16 protein-coding genes are annotated in these 21,501 nt (G+C 69.5%); 5 read left to right on the top strand and 11 right to left on the bottom strand.

What is annotated here, in order from left to right; genetic code table 11:
* The first annotated feature begins 51 nt into the window (after positions 1-51).
* Positions 52-567 carry a TrmH family RNA methyltransferase gene (locus IFSED24_RS01930; protein ID WP_491333548.1) on the top strand — a complete coding sequence of 172 codons (516 nt, stop codon included), beginning with the start codon at positions 52-54 and terminating at the stop codon, positions 565-567.
* Here the strand turns inward: IFSED24_RS01930 and IFSED24_RS01925 are convergent.
* On the bottom strand, positions 537-1,565 hold the full coding sequence (locus tag IFSED24_RS01925; RefSeq protein WP_491333547.1) for a phytoene/squalene synthase family protein: 1,029 nt from the start codon (positions 1,563-1,565) through the stop codon (positions 537-539). The two genes, IFSED24_RS01930 and IFSED24_RS01925, sit on opposite strands and share 31 nt — an antisense overlap.
* Before the next feature lie 17 nt (positions 1,566-1,582).
* On the bottom strand, positions 1,583-2,662 hold the full coding sequence (gene add / locus IFSED24_RS01920) for an adenosine deaminase (protein ID WP_491333546.1): 1,080 nt from the start codon (positions 2,660-2,662) through the stop codon (positions 1,583-1,585).
* Positions 2,663-3,079: 417 nt separating this feature from the next.
* Between add and IFSED24_RS01915 the strand changes: the two genes are divergently transcribed.
* Complete coding sequence (locus IFSED24_RS01915) at positions 3,080-4,552, top strand: hypothetical protein (protein WP_491333545.1); 1,473 nt, start codon at positions 3,080-3,082, stop codon at positions 4,550-4,552.
* An 86-nt stretch (positions 4,553-4,638) separates the two neighbouring features.
* Here the strand turns inward: IFSED24_RS01915 and IFSED24_RS01910 are convergent, their stop codons facing one another.
* The 6 genes from IFSED24_RS01910 to IFSED24_RS01885 form a co-directional block, all read right to left on the bottom strand.
* Positions 4,639-5,916 carry an adenosylhomocysteinase gene (locus IFSED24_RS01910; protein ID WP_491333544.1) on the bottom strand — a complete coding sequence of 426 codons (1,278 nt, stop codon included), beginning with the start codon at positions 5,914-5,916 and terminating at the stop codon, positions 4,639-4,641.
* A 71-nt stretch (positions 5,917-5,987) separates the two neighbouring features.
* Complete coding sequence (locus tag IFSED24_RS01905; protein ID WP_491333543.1) at positions 5,988-6,977, bottom strand: ArsR/SmtB family transcription factor; 990 nt, start codon at positions 6,975-6,977, stop codon at positions 5,988-5,990.
* A 61-nt stretch (positions 6,978-7,038) separates the two neighbouring features.
* On the bottom strand, positions 7,039-8,295 hold the full coding sequence (locus tag IFSED24_RS01900) for a formylglycine-generating enzyme family protein (protein WP_491333542.1): 1,257 nt from the start codon (positions 8,293-8,295) through the stop codon (positions 7,039-7,041).
* Positions 8,292-9,581, bottom strand: a complete 1,290-nt coding sequence (locus IFSED24_RS01895) for a (Fe-S)-binding protein (protein WP_491333541.1) — start codon at positions 9,579-9,581, stop codon at positions 8,292-8,294. The genes IFSED24_RS01900 and IFSED24_RS01895 overlap by 4 nt, the downstream gene beginning before the upstream one ends.
* Positions 9,578-11,992, bottom strand: a complete 2,415-nt coding sequence (locus IFSED24_RS01890) for an FAD-binding oxidoreductase (protein ID WP_491333540.1) — start codon at positions 11,990-11,992, stop codon at positions 9,578-9,580. The genes IFSED24_RS01895 and IFSED24_RS01890 overlap by 4 nt, the downstream gene beginning before the upstream one ends.
* A gap of 2 nt (positions 11,993-11,994) precedes the next feature.
* Positions 11,995-13,407 (bottom strand): dihydrolipoyl dehydrogenase family protein, encoded by a 1,413-nt coding sequence (locus tag IFSED24_RS01885; protein ID WP_491333539.1) that lies wholly within the window; start codon positions 13,405-13,407, stop codon positions 11,995-11,997.
* Positions 13,408-13,617: 210 nt separating this feature from the next.
* On the opposite strand from IFSED24_RS01885, the gene IFSED24_RS01880 reads away from it, so the two are divergent.
* Positions 13,618-15,678, top strand: coding sequence for a S8 family serine peptidase (locus tag IFSED24_RS01880; protein WP_491333538.1), 2,061 nt, complete (start codon positions 13,618-13,620; stop codon positions 15,676-15,678).
* A gap of 19 nt (positions 15,679-15,697) precedes the next feature.
* Here the strand turns inward: IFSED24_RS01880 and IFSED24_RS01875 are convergent, their stop codons facing one another.
* Positions 15,698-17,380, bottom strand: a complete 1,683-nt coding sequence (locus IFSED24_RS01875; protein ID WP_491333537.1) for an ATP-binding protein — start codon at positions 17,378-17,380, stop codon at positions 15,698-15,700.
* Positions 17,381-17,622: 242 nt separating this feature from the next.
* Between IFSED24_RS01875 and IFSED24_RS01870 the strand changes: the two genes are divergently transcribed.
* Together IFSED24_RS01870 and IFSED24_RS01865 are read left to right on the top strand one after the other, a co-directional pair.
* Positions 17,623-18,405 carry an electron transfer flavoprotein subunit beta/FixA family protein gene (locus IFSED24_RS01870; protein WP_491333536.1) on the top strand — a complete coding sequence of 261 codons (783 nt, stop codon included), beginning with the start codon at positions 17,623-17,625 and terminating at the stop codon, positions 18,403-18,405.
* Between the two features lie 22 nt (positions 18,406-18,427).
* Positions 18,428-19,399, top strand: coding sequence for an electron transfer flavoprotein subunit alpha/FixB family protein (locus tag IFSED24_RS01865; protein WP_491333535.1), 972 nt, complete (start codon positions 18,428-18,430; stop codon positions 19,397-19,399).
* Between the two features lie 68 nt (positions 19,400-19,467).
* On the opposite strand, the gene IFSED24_RS01860 is transcribed toward IFSED24_RS01865, so the two are convergent.
* A complete protein-coding gene (locus IFSED24_RS01860; RefSeq protein WP_491333534.1) occupies positions 19,468-20,316 on the bottom strand; it encodes a tetratricopeptide repeat protein in 849 nt (282 codons plus the stop codon).
* An 86-nt stretch (positions 20,317-20,402) separates the two neighbouring features.
* On the bottom strand, positions 20,403-21,470 hold the full coding sequence (locus tag IFSED24_RS01855) for an NAD(P)H-dependent flavin oxidoreductase (protein ID WP_491333533.1): 1,068 nt from the start codon (positions 21,468-21,470) through the stop codon (positions 20,403-20,405).
* Positions 21,471-21,501: the final 31 nt, after the last annotated feature.

Below are 21,501 nucleotides of genomic sequence, written 5' to 3'. Positions count from 1 at the left end.
TCGGCCTGTGGGCGCGCGAGTTTAGCCCCGTCGCGCCGGTCGGGAGGGATCATGGCATCCAAGCGCTTCCAGACCCCTGAATGCCCCATCTACGGGCTGCTGGACAACGTCCGCAGCGCCTGGAACGTGGGATCCATGTTCCGCACCGCGGATGCCGCCGGCCTCGGCGGACTCTATCTCTGCGGCATGACTCCCACACCGCCTCGCCCGGATCTGGAAAAGACCGCGCTGGGCGCCAGCAGCACCCTCCCCTGGGACTACTGGCCCCGGACCGCCGATGCCATCGCGGCCGCCCGCCAGCAGGGGCTCCAGGTCGTCGCCCTGGAGTGCTCGCCCACCGCCGAGACCTACGACAGCTTCGCTTACCGCTATCCCCTCTGCTTCGTGGTGGGGCACGAGGTCCGGGGCGTGCAGTCCGAGATCCTCACGGCCTGCGACGCGGTGGTCGCCATCCCCATGCACGGCGCCAAGGAGTCGCTGAACGTGGCGGTGAGTTTCGGAATCATGGCTTATGCGGCCAGGCGGGAGTGGGAACGTCAGCTCACGGCTTCCAGGCGCCAGGCGTAGGCCCGCAGCAGGTGGTTGCTCGCGGCGCAGACCCGGGCGGCCGTCACCGTCCGGTACACCACCGACCGCCCGACCTTGACGCGCTGGCCGGCCGCGGGGTACTCCGCATCCTGCTCGAGGGCCCGCAGCGTGCGCAGGGCGAGGTAGTAGGGGATCAGGCAGAAGAGGCGCAGCTGATACTCGGCGCGGGGCACCAGCAGGCAGTATTCACGGGCCCGACGGAGCCTGGCGTGCGCACGGTCGGCCAGCCGCGCGAGCACGGCCTGGGCCTGCTGGCGCTGGTCAGGTCGCAGGAGATCGGCGGCGTCCAGCCCCTCGGCCTCGCACACCGCCCGGGGCACGTAGCTGACCCCGCGCTGCCGGTCACGCGCCACATCGGCCAGGATGTTCACCATCTGCAGGCCGGCTCCGAAATCCTCGGCCAGCGCGTCGAGCCGCTGGGCGGCCTCGGCGGTGATGCGAGGACGGAGCGTGGTGAAGAGAGCGGTCAACAGATGTCCGACCGTGCCCGCCACGAAGTAGCAATAGCGGTCGAGGTCAGCCTCGGTCTCCAGCCCGCGCAGGGTGCCGCCGGCCACCGGACGCGGCAGGCGCGTGGCGAACTCGGCCATGCCGGCGCACATCTCCTTCACCCAGGGGATGACCGCCTGGCGCACGGCGGCGGGTTGAGCGCGCAGGAGCGCCGTCACCGCCGCGGCCTGGGTGGTCAGCCGGGCATCCGCGTCGTCGCGGTGCGCCATGGCCGAGGCCAGTGGCGACAGATCGACAGTCGCCGACTCGAGCCCGCAGGCGAAGAGTTCGAGCAGCTCGCGCTTGGCTTGAGGCGCCAGTTCGGGATCATCCTCCACCGTGTCGGCGACCCGGCAGAGCAGGTAGCTGAGCAGCACCGGCCGCCGGACATCCACGGGCAGGAAACGGATGCAGAGCGCGAAGGTTCGCGAGACCCGGGGCAACATGGTCTCGCACCAATCCCAGGAACCCGGAACGACACCGGTCATGCCAGCTTCTTCCGCCATCAGATCAGGATCCGGCGCCGGCGCGAGATCTCCCCGGAGAACGTGGCGCCCAGGGCGTCGAACTCGGCCAGGACCTGCTCGATGAGCCGCCGCTTCTCGGCCAGGGGCAGGAACGCGGCCTTGAAACCGTTGAGGACCAGGCCGAGGACGGCATCCTGGTCCAGATCGAAGGCCTCCACGGCCAGCGCATACTCGTCGGTCATGGTGGTGGCGGAGACCAGGCGGTTGTCCGTGTTCAGGGTCACCCGCAGCCCTTCGGCGAGGTAACGGGCGATGGGATGCTCCTGCAGCGTCCGCACCGCGCGGGTCTGGACGTTGCTGACCAGGCACACCTCCACGGCGACCCGGAAATCGTTGACCCAGGCCATGAGGTCGGGGTCCTCCACCAGGCGGGTGCCGTGGCCCAGGCGGCGGGCGCCGGCGAAGTGGAGCGCCTGGTGGATCGAGGTGGGACCGAAGGCCTCGCCGGCATGGACGGTCACCGACACGTTGGCGGCCCGCACGATGTCGAAGGCCTCGAGGTGCTCCTTGGCCGGGTTGTCGCGCTCGGCGCCGGCAAGGTCGAATCCCACCACGCCACGACCGTGCCAGCGGGCGGCCAGACGGGCGAGGTCCACGCTGGCCGCGGGTTCGAGGTGCCGGATGCCGCAGATGATCTGCCCGCTGCGGATCCCGTACCGGCGCCGGGCCTGGTCCAGTCCTCGCTGGACCGCGGCCACGGCCTGATCCCCCTGGAGCCCCTGGCGCGTGTGCAGCACCGGCGCGTAGCGCACCTCGAGCCAGCGCACGTTCTCGCGATGGGCGTCCTCGGCCAGCTCGAACGCCACCCGCTCGAGGGCCGCCTCATCCTGCATGACCGTCAGGGTGATGTCGAAAGCCTCGAGGTAGTGCTCCAGGCTCGAGCACTCGGCAGGAGCGCGGCAGACGGCCAGCACGTCCTCCTCGCTGCGCAGGTCGGGCAGGACGTCGCGCTCGCGCGCCAGCGCCAGGACCGTGGCCGGACGCAGCGAACCATCCAGATGGACATGCAGGTCGGTCTTGGGCAGGGCGTGCAGGAAATCCCAGGACGGGCGGGTCATGCTGCTCCTTCCCCGGGCGCCCCGCTCCGGGCGCCACCAGGAGACAATAAAATATCGATGCGGGCGACGTCGGCCAGTAACCTCGGGGTGCGACTCAAGCCCGTCGGTACCGGCGCGACCTCGATGTCCCCCCGGCGACTAGCCAAGAAGCCGGGAGAAACCCGCATCGAACCAGCCACGCACAACGCACGCGAAGCGACATGGCTGGATAAGTATACAGATGTCGACGGTCATTAACAAGGCGTCCAATACATTGGACAAGGCTTTTTCCAACCCATATATTCCATTCAGGTTTCCGGGTCGCCCCACCCGGAAATCGGCCCCGGATCCCCCTCGATCCGGCGGTCGGAACGGTGGCGGTCCCGGTTGGGTCCGGGATCCATTCGCCCTATTCCGAGAATGACGAGGAGAACGGGAATGAACGTGGGTATGCGCCCCGGGACCAGGTCCATCCAGCCGTTGACCGTGCTCGCTGTGATCATCCTGATGGCAGCGGCTTCTTTTGCCCACGCCCAGGACGACATCGCCGGCAAGTGGCGGACCGAGCAGCAGACGCCCTCCGGCAAGATCGTCGTCATCATCCAGTTCCAGCAGGACGCCACCGGCCGCTGGACCGGCACCGTCAAGAACAGCCGGAATCCCGAGGAGATCGGGGAGCTGAAGTCGGTGCAGGTGGACGGCAGCATGGTGACCTTCCACATGCTGACCGACATGCCGGGCACCGACAACCAGGTGCGCTCCAATTACATGCTGCGACTGCGCCCCGCCGAGAACAAGCTCAAGGGCAACGTCAACATCATTATTCCCGGAATGGGTGAGCGTGATGTCCCCATCGAGTTGACCCGCATGGTCGAGCAGGCCGGCGCCGAGGGCATCAGCTTCCAGCAGAATCGACCGGTGATCGGGGCCTGGAGTGCGCGTCCCGACGACGACGACAAGCAGCGCGAGGTCCAGATCGAGGTCCTGGCCGACGGTGACGGTTACCGGGGCACCCTCACCGACACCGGTGTCGACGAGACCGTGGCGCTGCGCGATCTGCTGGTCAAGGACTCCACGGTGTCGTTCAACTTCCGCTTCGAGGGCGCGCCGTTCATGTCCTCGTTCTGGGGCCGCTACGACAGCGAGCGGGACCGCCTGCGCGGCAGCATGTCCATCGGCGGCCAGAGCCAGCCCATGACCTTCGAGCGCACCAGCGCCGGGCCGGAGTCGCTGCTCGACGAGTTCGAAACCGAGAAGACGCCGCTGCCCAAGAAGCACGAGAGCCAGTTCGCCGCGGTGGGTCACCTGAGCTACTGGGTGCCGCTGTACGTGATGAAGGACAACGTGCGCAACATCAACGACATCACCTCCCCGCAGCTGGCCTTCGACGTCGGCGCGCGCTGGTACTTCATCGACTACATCTCCATCGGCGTCCGCTACGCCCGGGGCGGGCTGGGCTTCGACACCAACGAGCAGAACCTCGCACTCTTCGACCCCGTGGACGGCCCCCAGGGCGACGGCCTCTCGGCCGCACTGAACAAGGACTCGAACCTCAAGATGGATGGTGTCGAGTTCACGCTCAACGGCTACCTGGGTCAGAGCCTCTTCCCCACCAGCCGCTTCAACCCCTACCTGACCTTCCTGGCCGGCCGGACCAGCTGGGAGCTGACCGAGGGCGGGCGCGGCACCGACATCATCGACATCTTCGGCGAGCCGATCGAGGGCTCGAGCTGGACCTTCGGCGGCGGGCTCGGCACCGAGTACGCGCTGGGCAAGCGGTTCGGACTCGAGTTCGAATGGCTCTGGGCCTACACCATGACCGGCGACGAGAAGAAGTGGGAGGACACCACCTTCCAGTGGACCAACCAGCATGTCTATCGCCTCAGTCTCGGCCTCGTCTGGTGGTTCTGAGCCCTCGCTGACGCCAGCCGACCAAGAACAGCCGCCTCCCCGGGGAGGCGGCTGTTTGTTCCTGTGGATCAGGGACAGGCGGCGATCTACGTCCCGGCGGCGTAGTCGGTGAGGTAGATCATCTGCTCGGGCGACAGGGCGTCGAGTGACGCTCCCACCGTGGCGAGCTTGATGCGGGCGATGTCCTGGTCCTGGTCCTCGGGGATGTCGTGGACCGTCACCTCCAGGTCCTTGCCCTCGGACGCCAGCCTCACCATGCTCAGGAACTGGTTGGCGAAGCTCATGTCCATGACCTCGGAGGGATGCCCCTCGGCCGCGGCCAGGTTCACCAGGCGACCCTGGGCGAGCAGGTAGATCCGCCGACCGTCGGCCAGGGTGTACTCCTCGCAATTGGTCCGGATCTCGCGCTTGCTCTTGGCCAGCGCCTCGAGATCGGTGATGTTGATCTCGCAGTCGTAGTGGCCGGTGTTGCAGACCACGGCACCGTCCTTCATCACCTCGAAGTGCCGTCTGGTGATGACGTCCTTGCAACCGGTGGCGGTGATGAACACATCGCCGTGACGCGCGGCCTCGTCCATGGTCATCACGCGGTAGCCGTTGAGGACGGCCTTGAGCGCGGCGGTGGGCTTGACCTCGGTGGCGATGACGTTGGCGCCCAGGCCGTCGGCGCGCATGGCGCAGCCGCTGCCGCAGTGGCCGAAGCCGGCGACCACGAAGTTCTTGCCCGCCAGCAGCACGCTGGTGGCGCGCAGGATCCCGTCGATGCTGCTCTGGCCGGTGCCGAAGACGTTGTCGAAGTCCCACTTGGTCTCGGCGTCGTTCACCGCGATCACCGGGTACTTGAGCGCCCCATCGGCCGCCATGGCCCGCAGCCGGTGCACGCCGGTGGTGGTCTCCTCGGTGCCGCCGATGATCCCCTGGATCAGTTCCGGATGGTCGTTGTGGACCCGGAAGATGAGATCGGCGCCGTCATCGAGGGTGAGGTGGGGCTTGAAGTCCAGGGTGCGGTCGATGCACCAGTAGAACTCCTCGACGTTCATCCCGTGCCAGGCGTAGATGCTGATGTCGTTCTCGGCCAGGGCCGCGGCCACCTCGTCCTGGGTCGACAGCGGATTGCAGCCAGACCAGCTGATCTCCGCCCCGGCGGCCTTGAGGGTCTCCACCAGGACCGCGGTCTCCTTGGTCACGTGCAGGCAGCCGGCGATCCGCACGCCCTTGAGGCTCTGCAGCTTGGCATGCTCGGCGCGCAGCTTCATCATCACCGGCATGCGCGACTCGGCCCAGTCGATCTTCATGCGCCCCTTGGCGGCCAGGCTCAGGTCGCGGACCTTGAAACGGTCGCCGGTGCTGTAGGTCTCGGACATTCCATCTCTCCTTGTCGTTGTTACCCCGCAGGGTGGAAGGCGCCCTTCGGCGGGCCGCCAGGTTCCATCGTTCAGGTTCGGGTCGCCACGGCCAGCAGGACATCCGGCCAGGTGAAGCCCTCACGGCCGGCCTCGGGGCCGATCTCGTCGTGGTCACGCTGGGTGCGCCGGCGGACCAGCCAGCGGCGCGGTTCGAGCCCGGCTTCCTCGAGCCAGGCTGCGATCTGTTCGCGGTCGAAGCCGAGCCACTGGTGGGCCAGGTCCTCGCGCATCCAGTTCAGGTTGTGGCGGGTGAAGTCGAGCAGGACCACCTGGCCGCCGGGCTTGACCACCCGGGATAGCTCGGCCACCGCGGTCGCCGGTCGCGCCACGTGGTGCAGGACCATGGAACAGGTCACGGCATCGAGCTCGCCGTCAGCGAACGGCAGCGCGCTCACGTCGGCCAGCTCGAAGCTGACATTATCGTACCCGGCGTCGCGGCAACGGCGACGCGCCCGCTGGAGCATGGCCTCGCTATGGTCCACGGCGATGACCTCGTCGGCGGCCGCGGCCAGAACCGGCAAGAGGGCTCCGGTGCCCGTGCCCACGTCGGCCACGCGCAGGCCGGCGGGCACCAGGGCGGCCACCACCCCGCTCTGCAGGTCGGGATGCTCATATTGGCGGCGGATCCGGTCCCAGTGGTCGGCGACGCCAGCGAAGAACTCCTGGCCCCGGGCCTGACGCGCTGCCAGGACCTCGGCCAGGCGCTCGTCGTCGCTGCGGGCCTGGTCGAGACCGTCGGCCGCGGCGACCACGGCGCGCCAGAGTTCGGCCCCGCCGGCGAACTCGCGGGCCGTCACGGCCCGGTACCAGCTCCAGGTCCCCTCCTTGCGCTGCTGTACGTAACCGGCATCGCGCAGCACCGCCAGATGGCGGGAGATGCTGGGCTGGCGCATCTCGAGGATGCTCACCAGTTCCTGGACGTTGAGCTCCTCGTGCGCCAGCAGACGCAACAGACGCAGGCGTGTGGGGTCGCTCACCGCATGGAACAGGGTCGTGGGCTGGCTGACGGCAATATTCATGGATACGAATATAAGAATAATGACCCCACCGTCAAGGGGCCTCCATCACCCCAGGCGATGGTCAGGGCGTCCGCGCCACCCGGAAGCCGAGATCGTTGCAGACGAAGCCGGGATCGATGCGGCAGAAATTGGTGGTGCGACAGGCCTTGGCGTCGGTGTACCAGCTGCCGCCGCGGATGGTGCGGTCGGGACCGATCCCGGGCGACTCCACGTTGTCCGGGCTGAGGTCGGGAAGGCTGGCGTAGAGGTCCCAGATCCATTCCCAGACGTTGCCGTGCATGTCGTGGAAGCCCCAGGCGTTGGCCTGGCGCGTGCCCACTTCATGGGTTCGCCCCTTGGCATTGCGGTCGAACCAGGCCGTGCGCTCGAGATCGCGCCAGCGGCCGCCGGCGGCGAACATGGTCAGCGATCCCGCCCGGCAGGCGTATTCCCACTCCGCGTCCGTGGGCAGCCGATAACCGTCTGCTTCGCGGTTCCAGGTGGCCGAACCCTCGGCGATGTCGTAGACCGGCGCGAAGCCCTCGCGTTGGCTCAACGCGTTGCAGAATTCCACGGCATCGAGCCAGGTCACGGTCTCCACCGGCAGGTCCGGCCCCGGGAAATGGCTGCCACAGCCGCCCAGGACCTCTTCCCACTGGGCCTGGGTCACCTCGGTGGCGGCCAGCAGGAAGGGCTCCTGTGGCTCGGGCAAGGGGCGCGCCTGGATGTAGCGCTGGTCCTCGGGCGGCTCGTGGAACGGCCGGCCGGGTTCGACCAGGATCATGTCCATGCCCAGCGAGTTCGGACCGGCCGACGCGAGGATGCGCGCACGAAGGGCGACCGCGGCCAGGCTGTCGGCGCGGACATCGACCAGGGTCGGCGCCTCGACGGCGTCGGATTCGCCGGCGATCACCCGGGCCAGTTCGCCGGCCGCCCGCCCCGCCAGATCCACCAGCACCTCATGATCGCCGGCCTGGACGCGACGCACGGCCAGGACCGCCCCGTCGGGCGCGATGTAGACCGTCAGGCGGAGCGTGGCCGGCTCGACCTCGACATCCAGGCGCGCCGCCACCGCCATGGACGCCCCGTACTCGGCGGCCCGATCCACGGCACACCGTCCGGTGCAGCCAGGCGCCGCACGGCCGGCCATCAAGGTGCTGAAACCTTCCGGGGGCAGGGTCAGCAGCAGACCCCGCCGTACCGCGGCGTCGATGCGTCCGGTGAGCTCGGCCGAGGGCCGTCCCGGCCCGGCGGTCTCGAAGACGGCGATGCGCTGGTCGGCGCTGGCCGCGAGCGCCAGCGTGAGGATTCCCAGGCAGAGAACGGACATCAACCTCATGGCTTCTCCTCGCGAGCCCGGTGCCAGGCATACCAGACCAGGTCGCTGAGTGGCAGGATGGGAACCTCGAAAGCGGTCAAGGCCAGGCCGTCGGCGATCTGACCGAGGCAGCCCGGATTGGTGGTGACAACCAGGTCGCAACCGGTGGCGGCCAGGATGCCGGCCTTGCGGCGACCCATGGCGGCCGAGAGATCGACATGGCGCAGGCCGTAGACGCCGGCGCCGCCGCAGCAGACCTCGGCCTCCGGCGGTTCGAGCAATTCGATTCCAGGGATCCTTCGCAACAGTCGCCGTGGCTCGATCAGGATCCCCTGGCCGTGTCGCGCGTGGCAAGGGTCATGGAGAGCCACGCGGAGCGGCACGGCGGCCAGGCCGGTCGGCGCCAGGCGGTCGAGCAGGACGACCGCATCGATCACCCGTGCCGCCATGGGGGCGGGATAACGCTGCAATTCGCGGCCACAGCCGGCCGCCGCCACCACCACGTGGTCGCAGGTGTCGAGCGCGCGGGCGAAGGCCTCCAGATTGTGCTGATGCAGGCGCTCGGCCCGCTCCTGACCACCGGTGTGGGTGGCCAGGGCGCCACAGCATTCCTGGCCCTCGGGTTCGATGATCCGGCAGTCCAGGCCTTCGAGGAGCTGGCGCAAGCGCCGGGCGGTCCCGGGCAACAGGCTGCTATCGGCGCAACCCCGGAACCAGGCCAGTCGGCAGCCGGAATCGGCCATCGCCGCCGACGGAGTCGGGACCGCCGCCTCAGGAACCCGACGGCTGCCCGCGAGATCGTCGAGCAGCGTGATCAGCTGATGGTCTTCCTCGGGGGCCAGCGGCATGCTCCCGAGCTGGCGGGCCAGGCGGGACAGCGGCCGGGGTGCGGAATCCAGTCTCTGCCGCCAGAGCGGCCCCAGGGTCCGCTGGAGCGTGGCGCGAGCCACCTGGACGATCTGTCGCAGCGGGCGGAGGACCGAGCCGCGGTCCAGTGTCGACACGGGCACGGGGCCAGCCCAGCCTGGTGCTCGACCGCCGAGGTCCTGCAGATGCTCGATCAGGTCGAAATCGACGCCGCTGGGACAGGCGCTGGTGCACGCCATGCAGCCGAGACAGAGGTCGAAGGCCTCACGCACCGAGTCCTCGTCGGCAGGCAGGCGGCCGCCCAGCACCTCGCCCAGGAGCAGCAGGCGGCCCCGTGGCGAGAGGGTCTCGTTGCCGGTGGCCAGATAGGTGGCGCAATGGGGCAGGCAGAGCCCGCACTCCACGCACGAACGCAGCAGGGTGTCGAGGCGTTCGTTCAAGAGGTCGCCTCCCCCAGGGCCTGCGTGAGCCAGTCGGGGCACGGGAGCCGGTTGGCCGGATCGAAGAGACGCTTGAGACCAGCCAGCAGGTGGCGAGGCACATCCGCCGGCGGCGGCAGCGGCGGCTGCAATCGACCGTCCCGGAAGACGGGGTCCGCGAGCCACCCCACGGGCTCCTCGCCGAAACGATCGGGCGTCCAGATCATGCTCGGCCGGTTCTGCCAGACCAGGCGGCTGGGTCGCGGCCAGTCGGGATTGCCCTCTCGCAGACTGAGCAGCGTCCAGTCCGGAGAGCCCCAGGCCCAGGCGGGCAGGCCGGCCAGGATCTCGCTGCGGTCCAGCTCCGGCATGCCTACCCGTTCGGCGCGGGGACGGCGCAGGCCGTGGTCCTCGCTCCAGGCCAGCAGGTCGGCATCGAGCACGCCCAGGTCCCAGTCGCGGTCGCGGCCGGCAGCCAGGATCCAGAGCGCCGGCGTGTCCGCGAGGCGCTCGCGAATGGCCACGGCTGTCCGGTGGTGGCGGCGCAGCACGCGCATGAGATCGTGGCGTGCCTCGTTCGTGAACACGGACGGCACATCTGGCCAGACCCACGCGCCCACGCACGGCGGGGCGGGTTTGAGCTGCAGGGTGGCCGCCAGGGGTCGGGCCAGGATGCCGCCGCTGCCCACCAGAAGCCGCACCAGGTCGTATCCAGCCACGTTCTTGAGCACCGGCGCGCCGGTATGCAGCAGATCGCCGGCGCCGGTCTCGGCCCAGAGCTCGAGCACCGCGTCCGCGGGGCGCAGGTCCCCCAGCAGCGACGGGCCGGAGGTGCCCGCATCCACCAGCTCGCCCACGGTCATCAGCCCGGCCAGGCCCGGTCCGTGTGCCTGGCGCTGCAGGGCGGCTCCCACCGGGATCCAGAATCCCCGGGCCATGGCCACGGCTTGCAGATCGACCAGCGAGGTCGCCGCCGGCGCGGTCACCGTCAGACTGTCCCAGCGGAATTCTGGGCGGTCAGGAACGGTCGTCGTCCTGGTGGCGGCCACCGCCGGATCGGGCAGGACCTTGCCTGGATTGCAGATGCCGGCGGGGTCGAAGAGATCCTTGATGCCCCGGAGCAGCTGCAGGGCGGTGGCGTCGAGCTGACGGTGGATGAGGTGGCGCTTCTCCAGACCCACGCCATGCTCCCCGGTGCAGCTGCCGCCCAGGTCGAGCGCTCGCTGGACGATGGCGTCGGCGGCGCGATGGGCGCGCTGGACCAGGTCCGGGTCGCGTTCGTCGTAATGCACGCCGGGATGCAGGTTGCCGTCGCCGGCGTGGAACGCCGTGGCCACCTCCACCCGGTGCTCGTCCCTGATGGTTTGGATGTCGCGCACCAGCGTGGTCAGCTGGCCCAGCGGCACCACCACGTCCATGGAGATGTAGGCCGGAGCCAGCCGCCCCACCGCGCCGAAGGCCTTCTTCCGGCACGTCCAGAGCTCGAGCCGTTCGGCCTCGTCACCGGCGGCACGCACCGCGCGGGCGCCCGCCTCCCGCAGCACCGCCTTGGCGAGTTCTGCGTCCTCGGCCGCTGCGGGCGCGTTGCCCGCCACCTCGCAGATCATCACTGCGTCGACATCGGTGGGGAAACCGAACGCGAAGGCCTCTTCCACGGCCTGCAACATGACCCGGTCCACCAGCTCGCAGGCCTCGGGAACCACGCCCGAGCCCATGATCTTCACCACGGCGCGGGTCGCATCCTCGAGCCGCGGGAACTCGGCCAGCAGGGTCACGGTGGCCTCGGGGATGGGCAGGAGGTCGAGATCGGCAGCGGTCACCACGCCCAGGGTGCCTTCGCTGCCGATGAGCAGACCGCGCAGGCCGATCCCGCGATCGAGCACCCCGCCGCGGCCGGTGGTCCAGGCCCGGCCCCGCGAGTCGAGCCAGTCGAGCCGCCGCACGTGCTGGGCCGTGCCCCCCACCTTCAGGCAGTGGGGACCGCCGGCATTCTCGGCGATGTTGCCGCCGATGGTGGCGGCGGACTGGCTGCTGGGATCGGGGGCGAAATGCAGGCCGGCAGGGGCCGCGTGGCGGCTGACCGCGTCGTTGAGCACGCCGGGTTCGGCCAGGACCCGCCGCCGCTCGCGATCCACCGGCGCGAGCCGCGTCAGGCGGCAGGTGCTGAGCACCACCGCACCCTCTTGCGGGAGCGCGCCGCCCGAGAGGCCCGTACCGCCGCCGCGCACCACGAACGGGAGGCCATGCGCCGCGCACAGAGCCACCGCCCGCTGGAGTTGCGCCACCGATTCCGGCAGGACCACGCAGAGCGGGCGTCCCAGCACCTCGTGGGAAGCGTCGCGCGCGTAGACCATCCGGCTGGCAACGTCGGCGAGCACGGCCCGGGGGCCGAGATCGCGGCGCAGTTCGCGGATCAGGTCGACGGTGGACACGGTCACGCTCCGGTCTGGGGTTCGGCGGCGGCCGCATGCACGGCCGCGCCCACCGCCTCGCTCAGGGTCGGGTACGGGAGGACGATGTCGGACCAGCGGGTCAGGTCGGCGTCGAGGCCCAGCGCGGTGGCCGCGGCGGCGATGAGTTCGGTGACCCGGGCGCCCACCAGGTGCACGCCCACCGGCCGGCCGGTCTCGCGGTCGGCCACCACCTTCACGAATCCCCGGGGATCGCCCAGGATCGCGGCCTGGTCCAGCGTCTCCAGATCGCAACGCCCCACCCGGACCAGACGCCCCTCGGCCTCGGCCGCGGCCTCGGTCAAGCCCACCGCAGCCAGCTCGGGATGGCCGTATACGCAGCGGGGGATCTGCTGGTGGCGGATCGGGGGTCGGGCGTGGCCGGCGGCGTGGTCGATCGCCTGGAGCGCCTCGCGGCGGGCCAGGTGCGCCAGCCGTGGCGTGGGCGTGACGTCGCCGATGGCGTAGAGGCCCTCGGTGGCGGTCCGCTGGTGGCAATCGGTGAGCAGGCGTCCCCGGCGATCGGTCTGTGCGGTGACCGTCTCCAGGCCCAGCTCCCTGGTGTCGGCGCGCCAGCCCGCCGCCACCACCAGCCTCTCGGCCGTGAGGACTTCCTCGGACCGGCTGGCGATGTCGAGCAGCGTGCAGGTCACGGCCTGGTCCACAGCCGTGGCCGCGATGGCTCGGTTGGCCGTGCGCACCGCCACCCCTTGCTGCCGCAACGAGGCCTGCAGCAACGCGGCGGCCTCGGAATCTTCCCGGGGCAGGATCCGGTCGCCCATCTCCACCAGGGTGACCTGGCTACCGAAGGCGGCGAAGACCGTGGCCACCTCCACGCCCACCGGGCCGGCCCCCACCACGAGGAGCGACGCGGGAACGCGGTCGATCCGCTGGAGGTGATCGCTGGCCAGGATCCGCACACCGTCCACCGCGACCCCGGGGACGGTCACGGGGTCTGCACCGGCAGCCAGCACGATCCTGCCTGCGGCGATCTCCTCGGTGGCTCCCGTGGGCCGCGTCACCAGCAGGCGGCCCGGCCCCGCGAGGCGGCCCTGGCCTGCCACCCGGCGCACTCCGGCCCGGATCAGCGACTGGCGCCGGACTCGGCCGAGGTCCCTGGCAACGGCCTGGCCATGACCAAGGACCTGCGCCCAGTCGCAGGTCGACCCGCCCGCGGCGATGCCGAGCCGGCGGGCATCGTGCTGGCAGGTCCGCCAGACCGCGGCGGCCTGGACCAGCGCCCCGAGGGAGACCCCGCCGTCCTGCGGACCGGTCGCGGCCAGGTCTCTCTCCGGCGCGACGAGGATGGTCTGCAGGCCATGATGAGCCGCCCGCAAGGCCGCCTCGTGGCCGCCAGGGCCGTCACCGAGCACGGCGAGGTCGCAGGAAAGGGACATGCAGACGCTCCAGGGATGCGATGGAGTGCAGAGCTGGCCGCTAACATAGCGATGCAAGCGCCTCCCCTCAAGCTCGCGGGCGCCGGTCAGCGCCATGAGTTGACTCCTGTCACCTCCATTCCTAACGTGTCAGGAGCCACCGTGACCCGCACCGCATCCTGCTGCGGATGTGATAGGATTGTCCTGACGAATCCCGACACGGAGGCTGCCATGCGCGACCAACTGCTCCCCATCCGCCTGATCTGCCTGATCTGTCTGATCTGCCTGCTACCGGTCCTCGCGGCCAGCGCCGCGGAGACCGATGGACAGCGGCTCGACACCATCCGCATCCGGGCGCTCGCCGAATCCGCGGCACTGCGCGGCCCGGCCTATCGGGCCCTCCTGGGCAAGGTCGTGGGCCCCCAGGCCAGCCTGAACGCCGATCCACGGCTCGAGCTGATGGGCGTGCGGCCCGACGGCCGACCGCTGTTCTACGCCATCGAGAACCTGGATGCCGCGATCACCGTGAGCACCGACGCGGCCTGGCCCGGCGGCTGGACCGGCCTCGCCCTCGATGGCGCCAACCAGGCCGGCGAGCTGGCGGTGTGGGATGCGGGCGCGGCCCTCGCCACGCACCAGGAATTCCAGGGACGGGTCGCGGTGCCCGAGGGCGCCATCCCCACCCATTACCACTCGACCCACGTGGCGGGCACCATGGTGGCCGCCGGCATCGATCCCCAGGCCCGCGGCATGTCCCCCGCGGCCCGGCTGGACAGCTATCGCTGGGACGACGACGTGGCCGAGATGGCCGCCGCCGCAGCCGCCGGTTTGCGCCTCAGCAACCACAGCTACGGCGGCGTGGTGGGCTGGCGCTTCGGCTGGGGCGAGGACGACGAGAACTGGTACTGGTTCGGCGATCCCACCGTCAGCGAGGTCGAGGACCCCGGGTTCGGCTTCTATGGCAGCGGCGCCGCCGACTGGGACGCCATCGCCCACGCCGCCCCCTACTACCTGATCTGCAAGAGCGCGGGCAACGACCGCAACGACTACGGTCCCAAACCGGGCGGCGGACACCTGGTCTGGCAGGACGGCGGCTGGGTCTGGTCCACCACCGTCCGCGACCCCGACGGCGGTCTCGACGGCTTCGACACCATCGGCTACCGCGGCAACGCCAAGAACATCCTCACCGTGGGCGCCGTCCACGACATCGCCGGCGGCTGGTCCGGTCCTGCCGACGTCCTGGCCAGCGACTTCACCAACTGGGGGCCCACCGATGACGGCCGGATCAAGCCGGACCTGGTGACCAACGGCGTCGAGCTCTACAGCACCCACAACAGCGCCGATGACGCCTACGCCACGTACTCGGGGACGAGCATGGCCAGCCCCAGCGCTTGCGGCTCGCTCAACCTGCTGGTCCAGCAGTACGAGACGCTCCACGGCGGCGCCCCGCTCCTGGCCAGCACGCTCAAGGCCCTGGCGCTGCATACCGCCAGCGAGGCCGGCCCGGCGCCCGGCCCCGACTACATGCACGGCTGGGGCCTGCTCAACACGGCCGCGGCCGCGCTCCTGATCCAGGACGATGCGGCGGGCGGGCGGCGGCTCCTGGAGGAGTCCCTGGTCGAGGGCAGTACGCACGTCTCCCGCTGGTACCACAACGGCGGCGGGGAGCTGGCGGTCACCCTAGCCTGGACCGATCCCGCCGGCACGCCCCCGGGCTGGTCCCTCGATCCGCCCGACCCCATGCTCGTCAACGATCTCGACCTCCGGCTGGTCCGCGAGGACGACGGGGCGATCTTCCTGCCCTGGTCGCTGGATCCAGCCAACCCCTCCGCCCCGGCCGCCACGGGCGAGAACCATCGCGACAACGTGGAGCAGGTCCGGGTCGCGGGCGCGGCGGCCGGCACCTACCAGGTCCTCGTGGCTCACACCGGAGACCTCCAGGGCGACCAGGTCTTCTCGCTGGTCCAGACCGGTCTGCAACGGATCTCGCTCACCGCCGCCGGCGACGTGGCGGCAGCGCCCCGGCTCCATCGCGCCACCCCCAACCCGTTCAATCCTCGCACCGAGATCTCCTTCGCCCTCGACCGCACTCGGGCGGTGGGACTCACGGTCTACGATGCCCGCGGCCGGCGCGTGGCCGAGCTGGTCCGCGGCGAGCTGGAGGCCGGGAATCATGCCGTGACCTGGGATGGACGTGATGCTGGCGGGCGGGCGGTGGCGGCCGGCGTCTACCTGGTGCAACTCCGCGCCGGCGATCGCATCGATCACCTGCGCGTGACCATGGTGAAGTGAGTTTTCGCGGCGACGCCCGTCAGGCCGGGGTCCCGGCGGGCAGCACCGAGGCGATGGCCTGGGCCAGCTCCGCCACGCGCAAAGGTTTGCTCAGGTGCAGGTCCATGCCGGCCTCGAGCGATTTGCGGATATCGGCACGCGTGGCGTCCGCCGTCACGGCGAGGATGGGGATCTGCGCCAGTCCGTCGGTGCGCGCGCGGATGCGACGCGTTGTCTCGTAGCCGTTCAGGATGGGCATGCGCACGTCCATGAAGATCACGTCGAACGGCTCGGCCTCCAGCATGGCCAGGGCTTCCTCCCCGTTCTCCACGATGACCGGCGTCACCCCCAGCCGCCGCAACAGCTTGCCCACCACCATCTGATTGATCCGGTTGTCCTCGGCCACCAGGGCCCGGATCCCGAACTGAGGCAGGTCCCGCTCCGTGGCCTGCTGGGGGGTCTCAGCCGGCGCCTGGCACCTGGCGAGGGGCAGCGTCACCGTGAAGACCGAACCCTCGCCCTCGGTCGATTCCACGGCGACGTCTCCGTCCATGAGCCGGGCCAACTGCTGGCTGATGGCGAGCCCGAGTCCGGTGCCGCCGTAGCGACGGCTGGTGGAATTGTCGGCCTGTTCGAATTGATCGAAGATGGCCGCGATCCGCTCGGGTGCAATGCCGATGCCGGTGTCCGTCACGGTGATCGCCACCATCGCCGGCTCCGCTCCCTCGAGGCAACGGCAACGGAGGGACACCGACCCCTGCTCGGTGAACTTGATCGCGTTGCCCACCAGGTTCAGGGCGATCTGCCGGATCCGTCCGGCATCGCCGCGGAACCAGCGATGCATCGCGTCCGGATAGTCGAAGCTCAGCGCGAGTCCCTGGGCCGACGCCGTCGACCGCAAGAGGAGATGGACATCCTCGAGGACCTGGGCCAGATCGAACGGCTCCTTCTCGAGGGTCATCCTGCCCGCGGTGATCTTGGCGTGGTCGAGGATGTCGTTGATGATGTTGAGCAGCGACTCGACCGAGCGAGTGATGATGTTCAGCTGGTCGCGCTGGTCGCCGTCGAGATCGGTCTCCGCGAGCGACTCGGCCATGCCCAGCACCCCGTTCATGGGCGTGCGGATCTCGTGGCTCATGGTGGCCAGGAACTCGTCCTTGGCCTTCTCCGCCAGCTGCGACTCGGCCAGGGCCATCTCCAGGCCCTGCATCTTGCGCAGACGCCGCAGCACGCTCTGGTAGAAGATCGGCAGCACCACGACCCCGACCAGCAGCCCGATGCCGGTCTCGATCTGATCGTGCCAGTGATCGCTCAACCCAACCACCGACCCCAGGCCCAGGAACCCCATCAAGATCCCGGTGATCAGGAAGCGTTCGCCGAAACGGATCCCGTTGCCGATGATGATCCACAGGAACAGCGGATAGAACATGGCACCGTAGCGGCCCGAGAGGTGCAGGTAGAGGGTCATCACCCCCAGATCGGCGAACATGGACACGTAGCGGCGCCAGGGATGACGGCCGGGCAGGTTGCGGACCATGGTGAGCCAGATCGTCGAGAAGACCGTGTAGCCGGCGATGGTGGTCATGGCCCGGTAGAACAGCGCCGTCCCGTAGAGGTCGTTGAATACGCTGATGACCAGGAATGCCACCAGCGAGGCCAGGCAATTGAAGAGCCGGGCCAGACTCTGGGAGCGTTCCTCGTCGACATTGTGGAACGGGATCATCGGGCGGCATCCATTCGCTCGACGGCGTGCGCTGCTGGGTCCTCCTGCTCTCATGATCGGACAGGAACGTGAGGAATTGAGTCAGAAATGCCCGCCCGGACGTGCCGGGTGATTGACGCCGCTGGCCTGCCCGCCTATCATGCCCCGTTGAGCAACCTGCGGCGCCCTGTTCGGGGCGCTGCGATCAATCCGCCACCGCCCGACGCGGCAGCGTGCGATCCCCCGTACGCATAGGAGGAGCCATGAAGATCGCGGTCTGCGTGAAGCAGGTGCCCGATTCCGAGACCCGGATCAACTTGCCGGGCCCGGTGCCGGAGCTGGACCGGTCGTCCTTCACCATGGTCGTCAACCCCTACGACCAGTTCGCCGTGGAGGAAGCCGTCCTCATCAAGGAGAAACTCGGCGACGGCGAGATCACCGCCATCACCGTGGGGCCCGAGGCCAAGGTCCGCGAGATGATCAAGAAGGACTGCCTCGCCGTGGGCTGCGACAAGGCCGTCGTGGTCGACGACCCGGCGCTGGCTGCGGCCGACCCCTTCGCCATCGCCCAGGTGCTGGCCGCCGTCTTGAAGCGCGATGCTTACGACCTGGTGCTCTTCGGCATCAAGGCCATCGACGACGACGCCAGCCAGGTGGGCGTGATGGTGGCCGAGTTGCTGGGCATGCCCCATGTCGGCTACATCGGCCATCTCGAGCTGAAGGACGGCGCGCTCACCGCCAGGCGCGAGATCGAGGGCGGCGTGGAGGTGGTGGACAGCCCGCTGCCCGCGGTGCTCACCTGCAGCAAGGGTCTGAACGAACCGCGCCTGCCGAGCCTGCCCAACATCATGAAGGCCGGCATGAAGCCGGTGGAAGTGGTCGACTGCGCCGGTCTGGGGCTGGCGCCCCCCGCCGCGCTGACCGAGATCAAGCAGTATTCCCCGCCGCCGCCCCGTGGCGCCTGCACCATGATCACCGCCGACGATCCCCAGGCCGCCGCCCGCGAACTGGCGCGCGCGCTGCACGAGGACGCCAAGATCATCTGACCCGACCCGAAGGAGGCAGGACATGCCGAACATCGCCGTTTTCATCGAGCAGCGGGCCGGTCAGATCAAGAAGGTCTCCTGGCAGATGCTCAGCGAGGCCCGCAAGCTGGCCGAGGCCCAGGGTGGCGAGGTCTGGGGTGTGCATCTGCACGCCGCCGGCTGCGACGTGGCCGCCCAGGCCGGCAACTACGGCGCGCACAAGGTCTTCACGGCCGAGGCGCCGGAATTCGAACGTTATGACAGCGAGCTCTGGACCCAGGCCATGGCCACGTTCGTGGCCGCGCACCAGCCCGATGTGGTGCTCGTGGGCTCCACCGCCATGGGCAAGGACCTGGCGCCCAAGCTGGCCGCCCGCCTGGGTGCGGCCTGCATCAGCGACGCCGTGGGCCTGTCCTGGGACGGCGGGCTGGTGGTGCGCCGCCCGGTATTCGCCGGCAAGTGCTACGCCGAGGTGGTCGCCAAATCAGCCGTGGCCGTGGTGGGGATCCGTCCCAACGCCTTCGCCCTGGCCGAGACCGGCGGCACGGCCGAGGCCCTGAGCTTCGCTCCCGGCCTGGATGCCGGGGCGGCCAAGGCCCGGGTCACCGCCGAGGAGAACGCCGCGGCCGGACAGGTCTCGCTGACCGAGGCCGAGATCGTGGTCTCGGGCGGTCGGGGAATCAAGGGTCCCGAGAACTACGAGCTGATCGAGAAGCTAGCGGAGGCGTTCGGCGCCGCGGCCGGCGCCAGCCGCGCCATCGTCGACGCCGGCTGGGTCGACTACAGCCATCAGGTGGGCCAGACCGGCAAGACCGTCGCCCCCAACCTGTACGTGGCCTGCGGCATCTCGGGCGCCATCCAGCACCTGGCGGGCATGAGCTCGTCCAAGTGCATCGTGGCCATCAACAAGGACGACAACGCGCCCATCTTCAAGGTGGCCGATTACGGCATCGCGGCCGACCTCTTCGCGGTGCTGCCGACGTTGACCGAGGCGGTGCAGGAGATCAAGAAGTAGCCGCTTCTGGCAGGCAACGACAGAGGGGCCGTCTCGCGAGACGGCCCCTCTTCCGTGTCATGGGGTGCTCAGTTCTGCCGCTGTAGCAACGACCACACCTCGGACATGTCCACACCAGCGTTCTGCGCCTTCACCGCGTGGCTGTAGGCACCCATGTAATCCTCCCGGTGGGCGCTGGCCAGCCCCAGCCAGCCGTGGGCCGCGGCGTGATCGGGATGGATCTCGAGCGCCCTGCGGCTCGCCACCATGGCTGCCTCGTATTGCCCGAGCTGGCAGAGGAGACCGGCCCGATGGCTGTGGGCGTCGGCACAACGTTGGTCCAGTTCGATGGCACGGTCATAAGCCGCCATGGCTTCCTGGCTCCGCTGCTGCTTCTGCAGGATCTCACCGAGCGCCACGCACAGCGCCGGCGTCTCGTCTGCGGTCAGGAACTCGCGGCATTCCTTCTCGGCGGCGCGCAAGCTCCCCGCCTCGGCCAGGCAGTTCACCAGGCGGTAGCGGCCGGCCGCGGCGTGTTCGTCGGCCTGCAACGAGGCCCGATAGCTCTCGGCGGCGGAATCGAGCCAGCCCATATCCATGTAGAGATCCCCCAGGCTCAGATGAGCCGGCGCATAGGTCGGTTCCAGGGCCAGGGCCTCCTCCAGGGCGTTGGTGGCCTCATTCAGCCGGCCCTGACGCCGGTAGATGTCGCCGAGCAGGGTCAGGAGTTCGGGGGTGGCCGTGGAACGTTCGAGCCCCTCTTCGAGAATCTCGGCGGCCTCGACCAGATCACCGGCCTGCATGGGTGCGGCCGCCGCCTGCAGGTAATTGGCGGCAGCCTGGGAACGGAGGGACTCGTCCGCCATGGCCGGGGCGGCCAGGTGCACGAGGCCCAGGGAGAGGGCGAAAAAGGCAAGACAACGGCAAAGCTGGGCCATGGTGCATCTCCCCGAAGCAGGACCACTGCGGGCATCTTGCATGCCCGCCGCTGATTCGAGGGAAGATGATCAAGAAGCGTACCGCATCAGGCCTGGCCGGCCACCGCACCCCCGCCCAGCCGCTGTTCCACCTGCCCGAGCGCCCGGTCCGCCCCCTCCACCAGCTCCACCAGGATCTCGCGCAGTGGCTGCACCTTCTTCACCAGGCCCACCGACTGTCCGGCCATGAGCGAACCGATGTCGACCCGACCCTCGATGGCGCCCTCGCGCAGGCTTCCCACCCAGTACTTCTCGACCTCGTACTGCGCTTCCTGACGGTTGATCTCGCCGTTCTCGAGTTGCTTGAGCAGCTTGAGCTGGAGCTTGCCGAACTCGTCCATGGCCGGGTTGTTGAGCGCGCGGACGGCCACCACCGGCAGCTTGGAGCTGTACTGGGGCGTGGCGATGGCCTCGCGGGCGCGGGCCTTGATGAAGACATCCTTGAAGTTCTGATGGACCGCGCACTCCTCGGCCACCACGAAGCGCGTGCCGAGCTGGGCACCGGCAGCGCCCATGAGTCCCAGATGGCCGATCATCTCGCCGGTGGCGATGCCGCCCGCGATGAAGATGGGCACGGTGTCACCGTACTCGAAGAGGACGTTCTGGAGCAGCACCACCGTGGAGACGTGGCCGATGTGGCCACCCGCCTCGCTACCCTCGAGGATGAGGGCGTCGGCGCCGTAGTCGAGCATGCGCCGGGCGATGCTGGTGTTGGAGGCGAAGCAGAGCACCTTGGCGCCGCTGCGCTTGGCCTTCTCGACCTCGGTGCGCCGCGGGATGGACCCCGCGAAAACGATGTGGCTGAGCCCGGCCGAGCAGAGGATCTCCAGATGCGCCTGGTAGTTCGGCGCGATGGTGATGAGGTTGGCGGCGAAGGGCCGGTCGGTGAGTTCCTGGGTCTTCTTCACCTCCGCCTCGAACAGTTCGGGCGGCATGTTGCCGGCGGCCAGGCTGCCGAAGGCGCCCAGGTTGCCCATGAGCGAGACCAGGTTGGCCTCGCTGATCCAGGTCATGGCGCCGCACATGATGGGAACGTCGACGCCGAGGAACTCCTTGCCGCGGGCGAAGACTCTGTCGAGGCGTGGGGTCATGGCCACCGGTGGCTGCATAGTCATGTCAGGTCGCTCCTTGAAGCTGGAATTGACC

The organism is Candidatus Latescibacter sp. IFSED24 (assembly GCF_058273205.1).
The sequence above is the reverse complement of the archived record's forward strand: the minus strand, read 5'-3'. Positions and strand labels throughout refer to the sequence as shown.

Excerpts from the sequence above, each read along its gene's own strand:
- IFSED24_RS01875 (WP_491333537.1), bottom strand. The coding sequence starts at position 17,380 with ATGATCCCGTTCCACAATGTCGACGAGGAACGCTCCCAGAGTCTGGCC.
- IFSED24_RS01865 (WP_491333535.1), top strand. The coding sequence starts at position 18,428 with ATGCCGAACATCGCCGTTTTCATCGAGCAGCGGGCCGGTCAGATCAAG.
- IFSED24_RS01925 (WP_491333547.1), bottom strand. The coding sequence starts at position 1,565 with ATGACCGGTGTCGTTCCGGGTTCCTGGGATTGGTGCGAGACCATGTTG.
- IFSED24_RS01900 (WP_491333542.1), bottom strand. The coding sequence starts at position 8,295 with ATGAGGTTGATGTCCGTTCTCTGCCTGGGAATCCTCACGCTGGCGCTC.
- IFSED24_RS01930 (WP_491333548.1), top strand. The coding sequence starts at position 52 with ATGGCATCCAAGCGCTTCCAGACCCCTGAATGCCCCATCTACGGGCTG.
- IFSED24_RS01905 (WP_491333543.1), bottom strand. The coding sequence starts at position 6,977 with ATGAATATTGCCGTCAGCCAGCCCACGACCCTGTTCCATGCGGTGAGC.
- IFSED24_RS01915 (WP_491333545.1), top strand. The coding sequence starts at position 3,080 with ATGAACGTGGGTATGCGCCCCGGGACCAGGTCCATCCAGCCGTTGACC.
- IFSED24_RS01885 (WP_491333539.1), bottom strand. The coding sequence starts at position 13,407 with ATGTCCCTTTCCTGCGACCTCGCCGTGCTCGGTGACGGCCCTGGCGGC.
- IFSED24_RS01880 (WP_491333538.1), top strand. The coding sequence starts at position 13,618 with ATGCGCGACCAACTGCTCCCCATCCGCCTGATCTGCCTGATCTGTCTG.
- IFSED24_RS01870 (WP_491333536.1), top strand. The coding sequence starts at position 17,623 with ATGAAGATCGCGGTCTGCGTGAAGCAGGTGCCCGATTCCGAGACCCGG.
- IFSED24_RS01860 (WP_491333534.1), bottom strand. The coding sequence starts at position 20,316 with ATGGCCCAGCTTTGCCGTTGTCTTGCCTTTTTCGCCCTCTCCCTGGGC.
- add (WP_491333546.1), bottom strand. The coding sequence starts at position 2,662 with ATGACCCGCCCGTCCTGGGATTTCCTGCACGCCCTGCCCAAGACCGAC.
- IFSED24_RS01910 (WP_491333544.1), bottom strand. The coding sequence starts at position 5,916 with ATGTCCGAGACCTACAGCACCGGCGACCGTTTCAAGGTCCGCGACCTG.
- IFSED24_RS01855 (WP_491333533.1), bottom strand. The coding sequence starts at position 21,470 with ATGACTATGCAGCCACCGGTGGCCATGACCCCACGCCTCGACAGAGTC.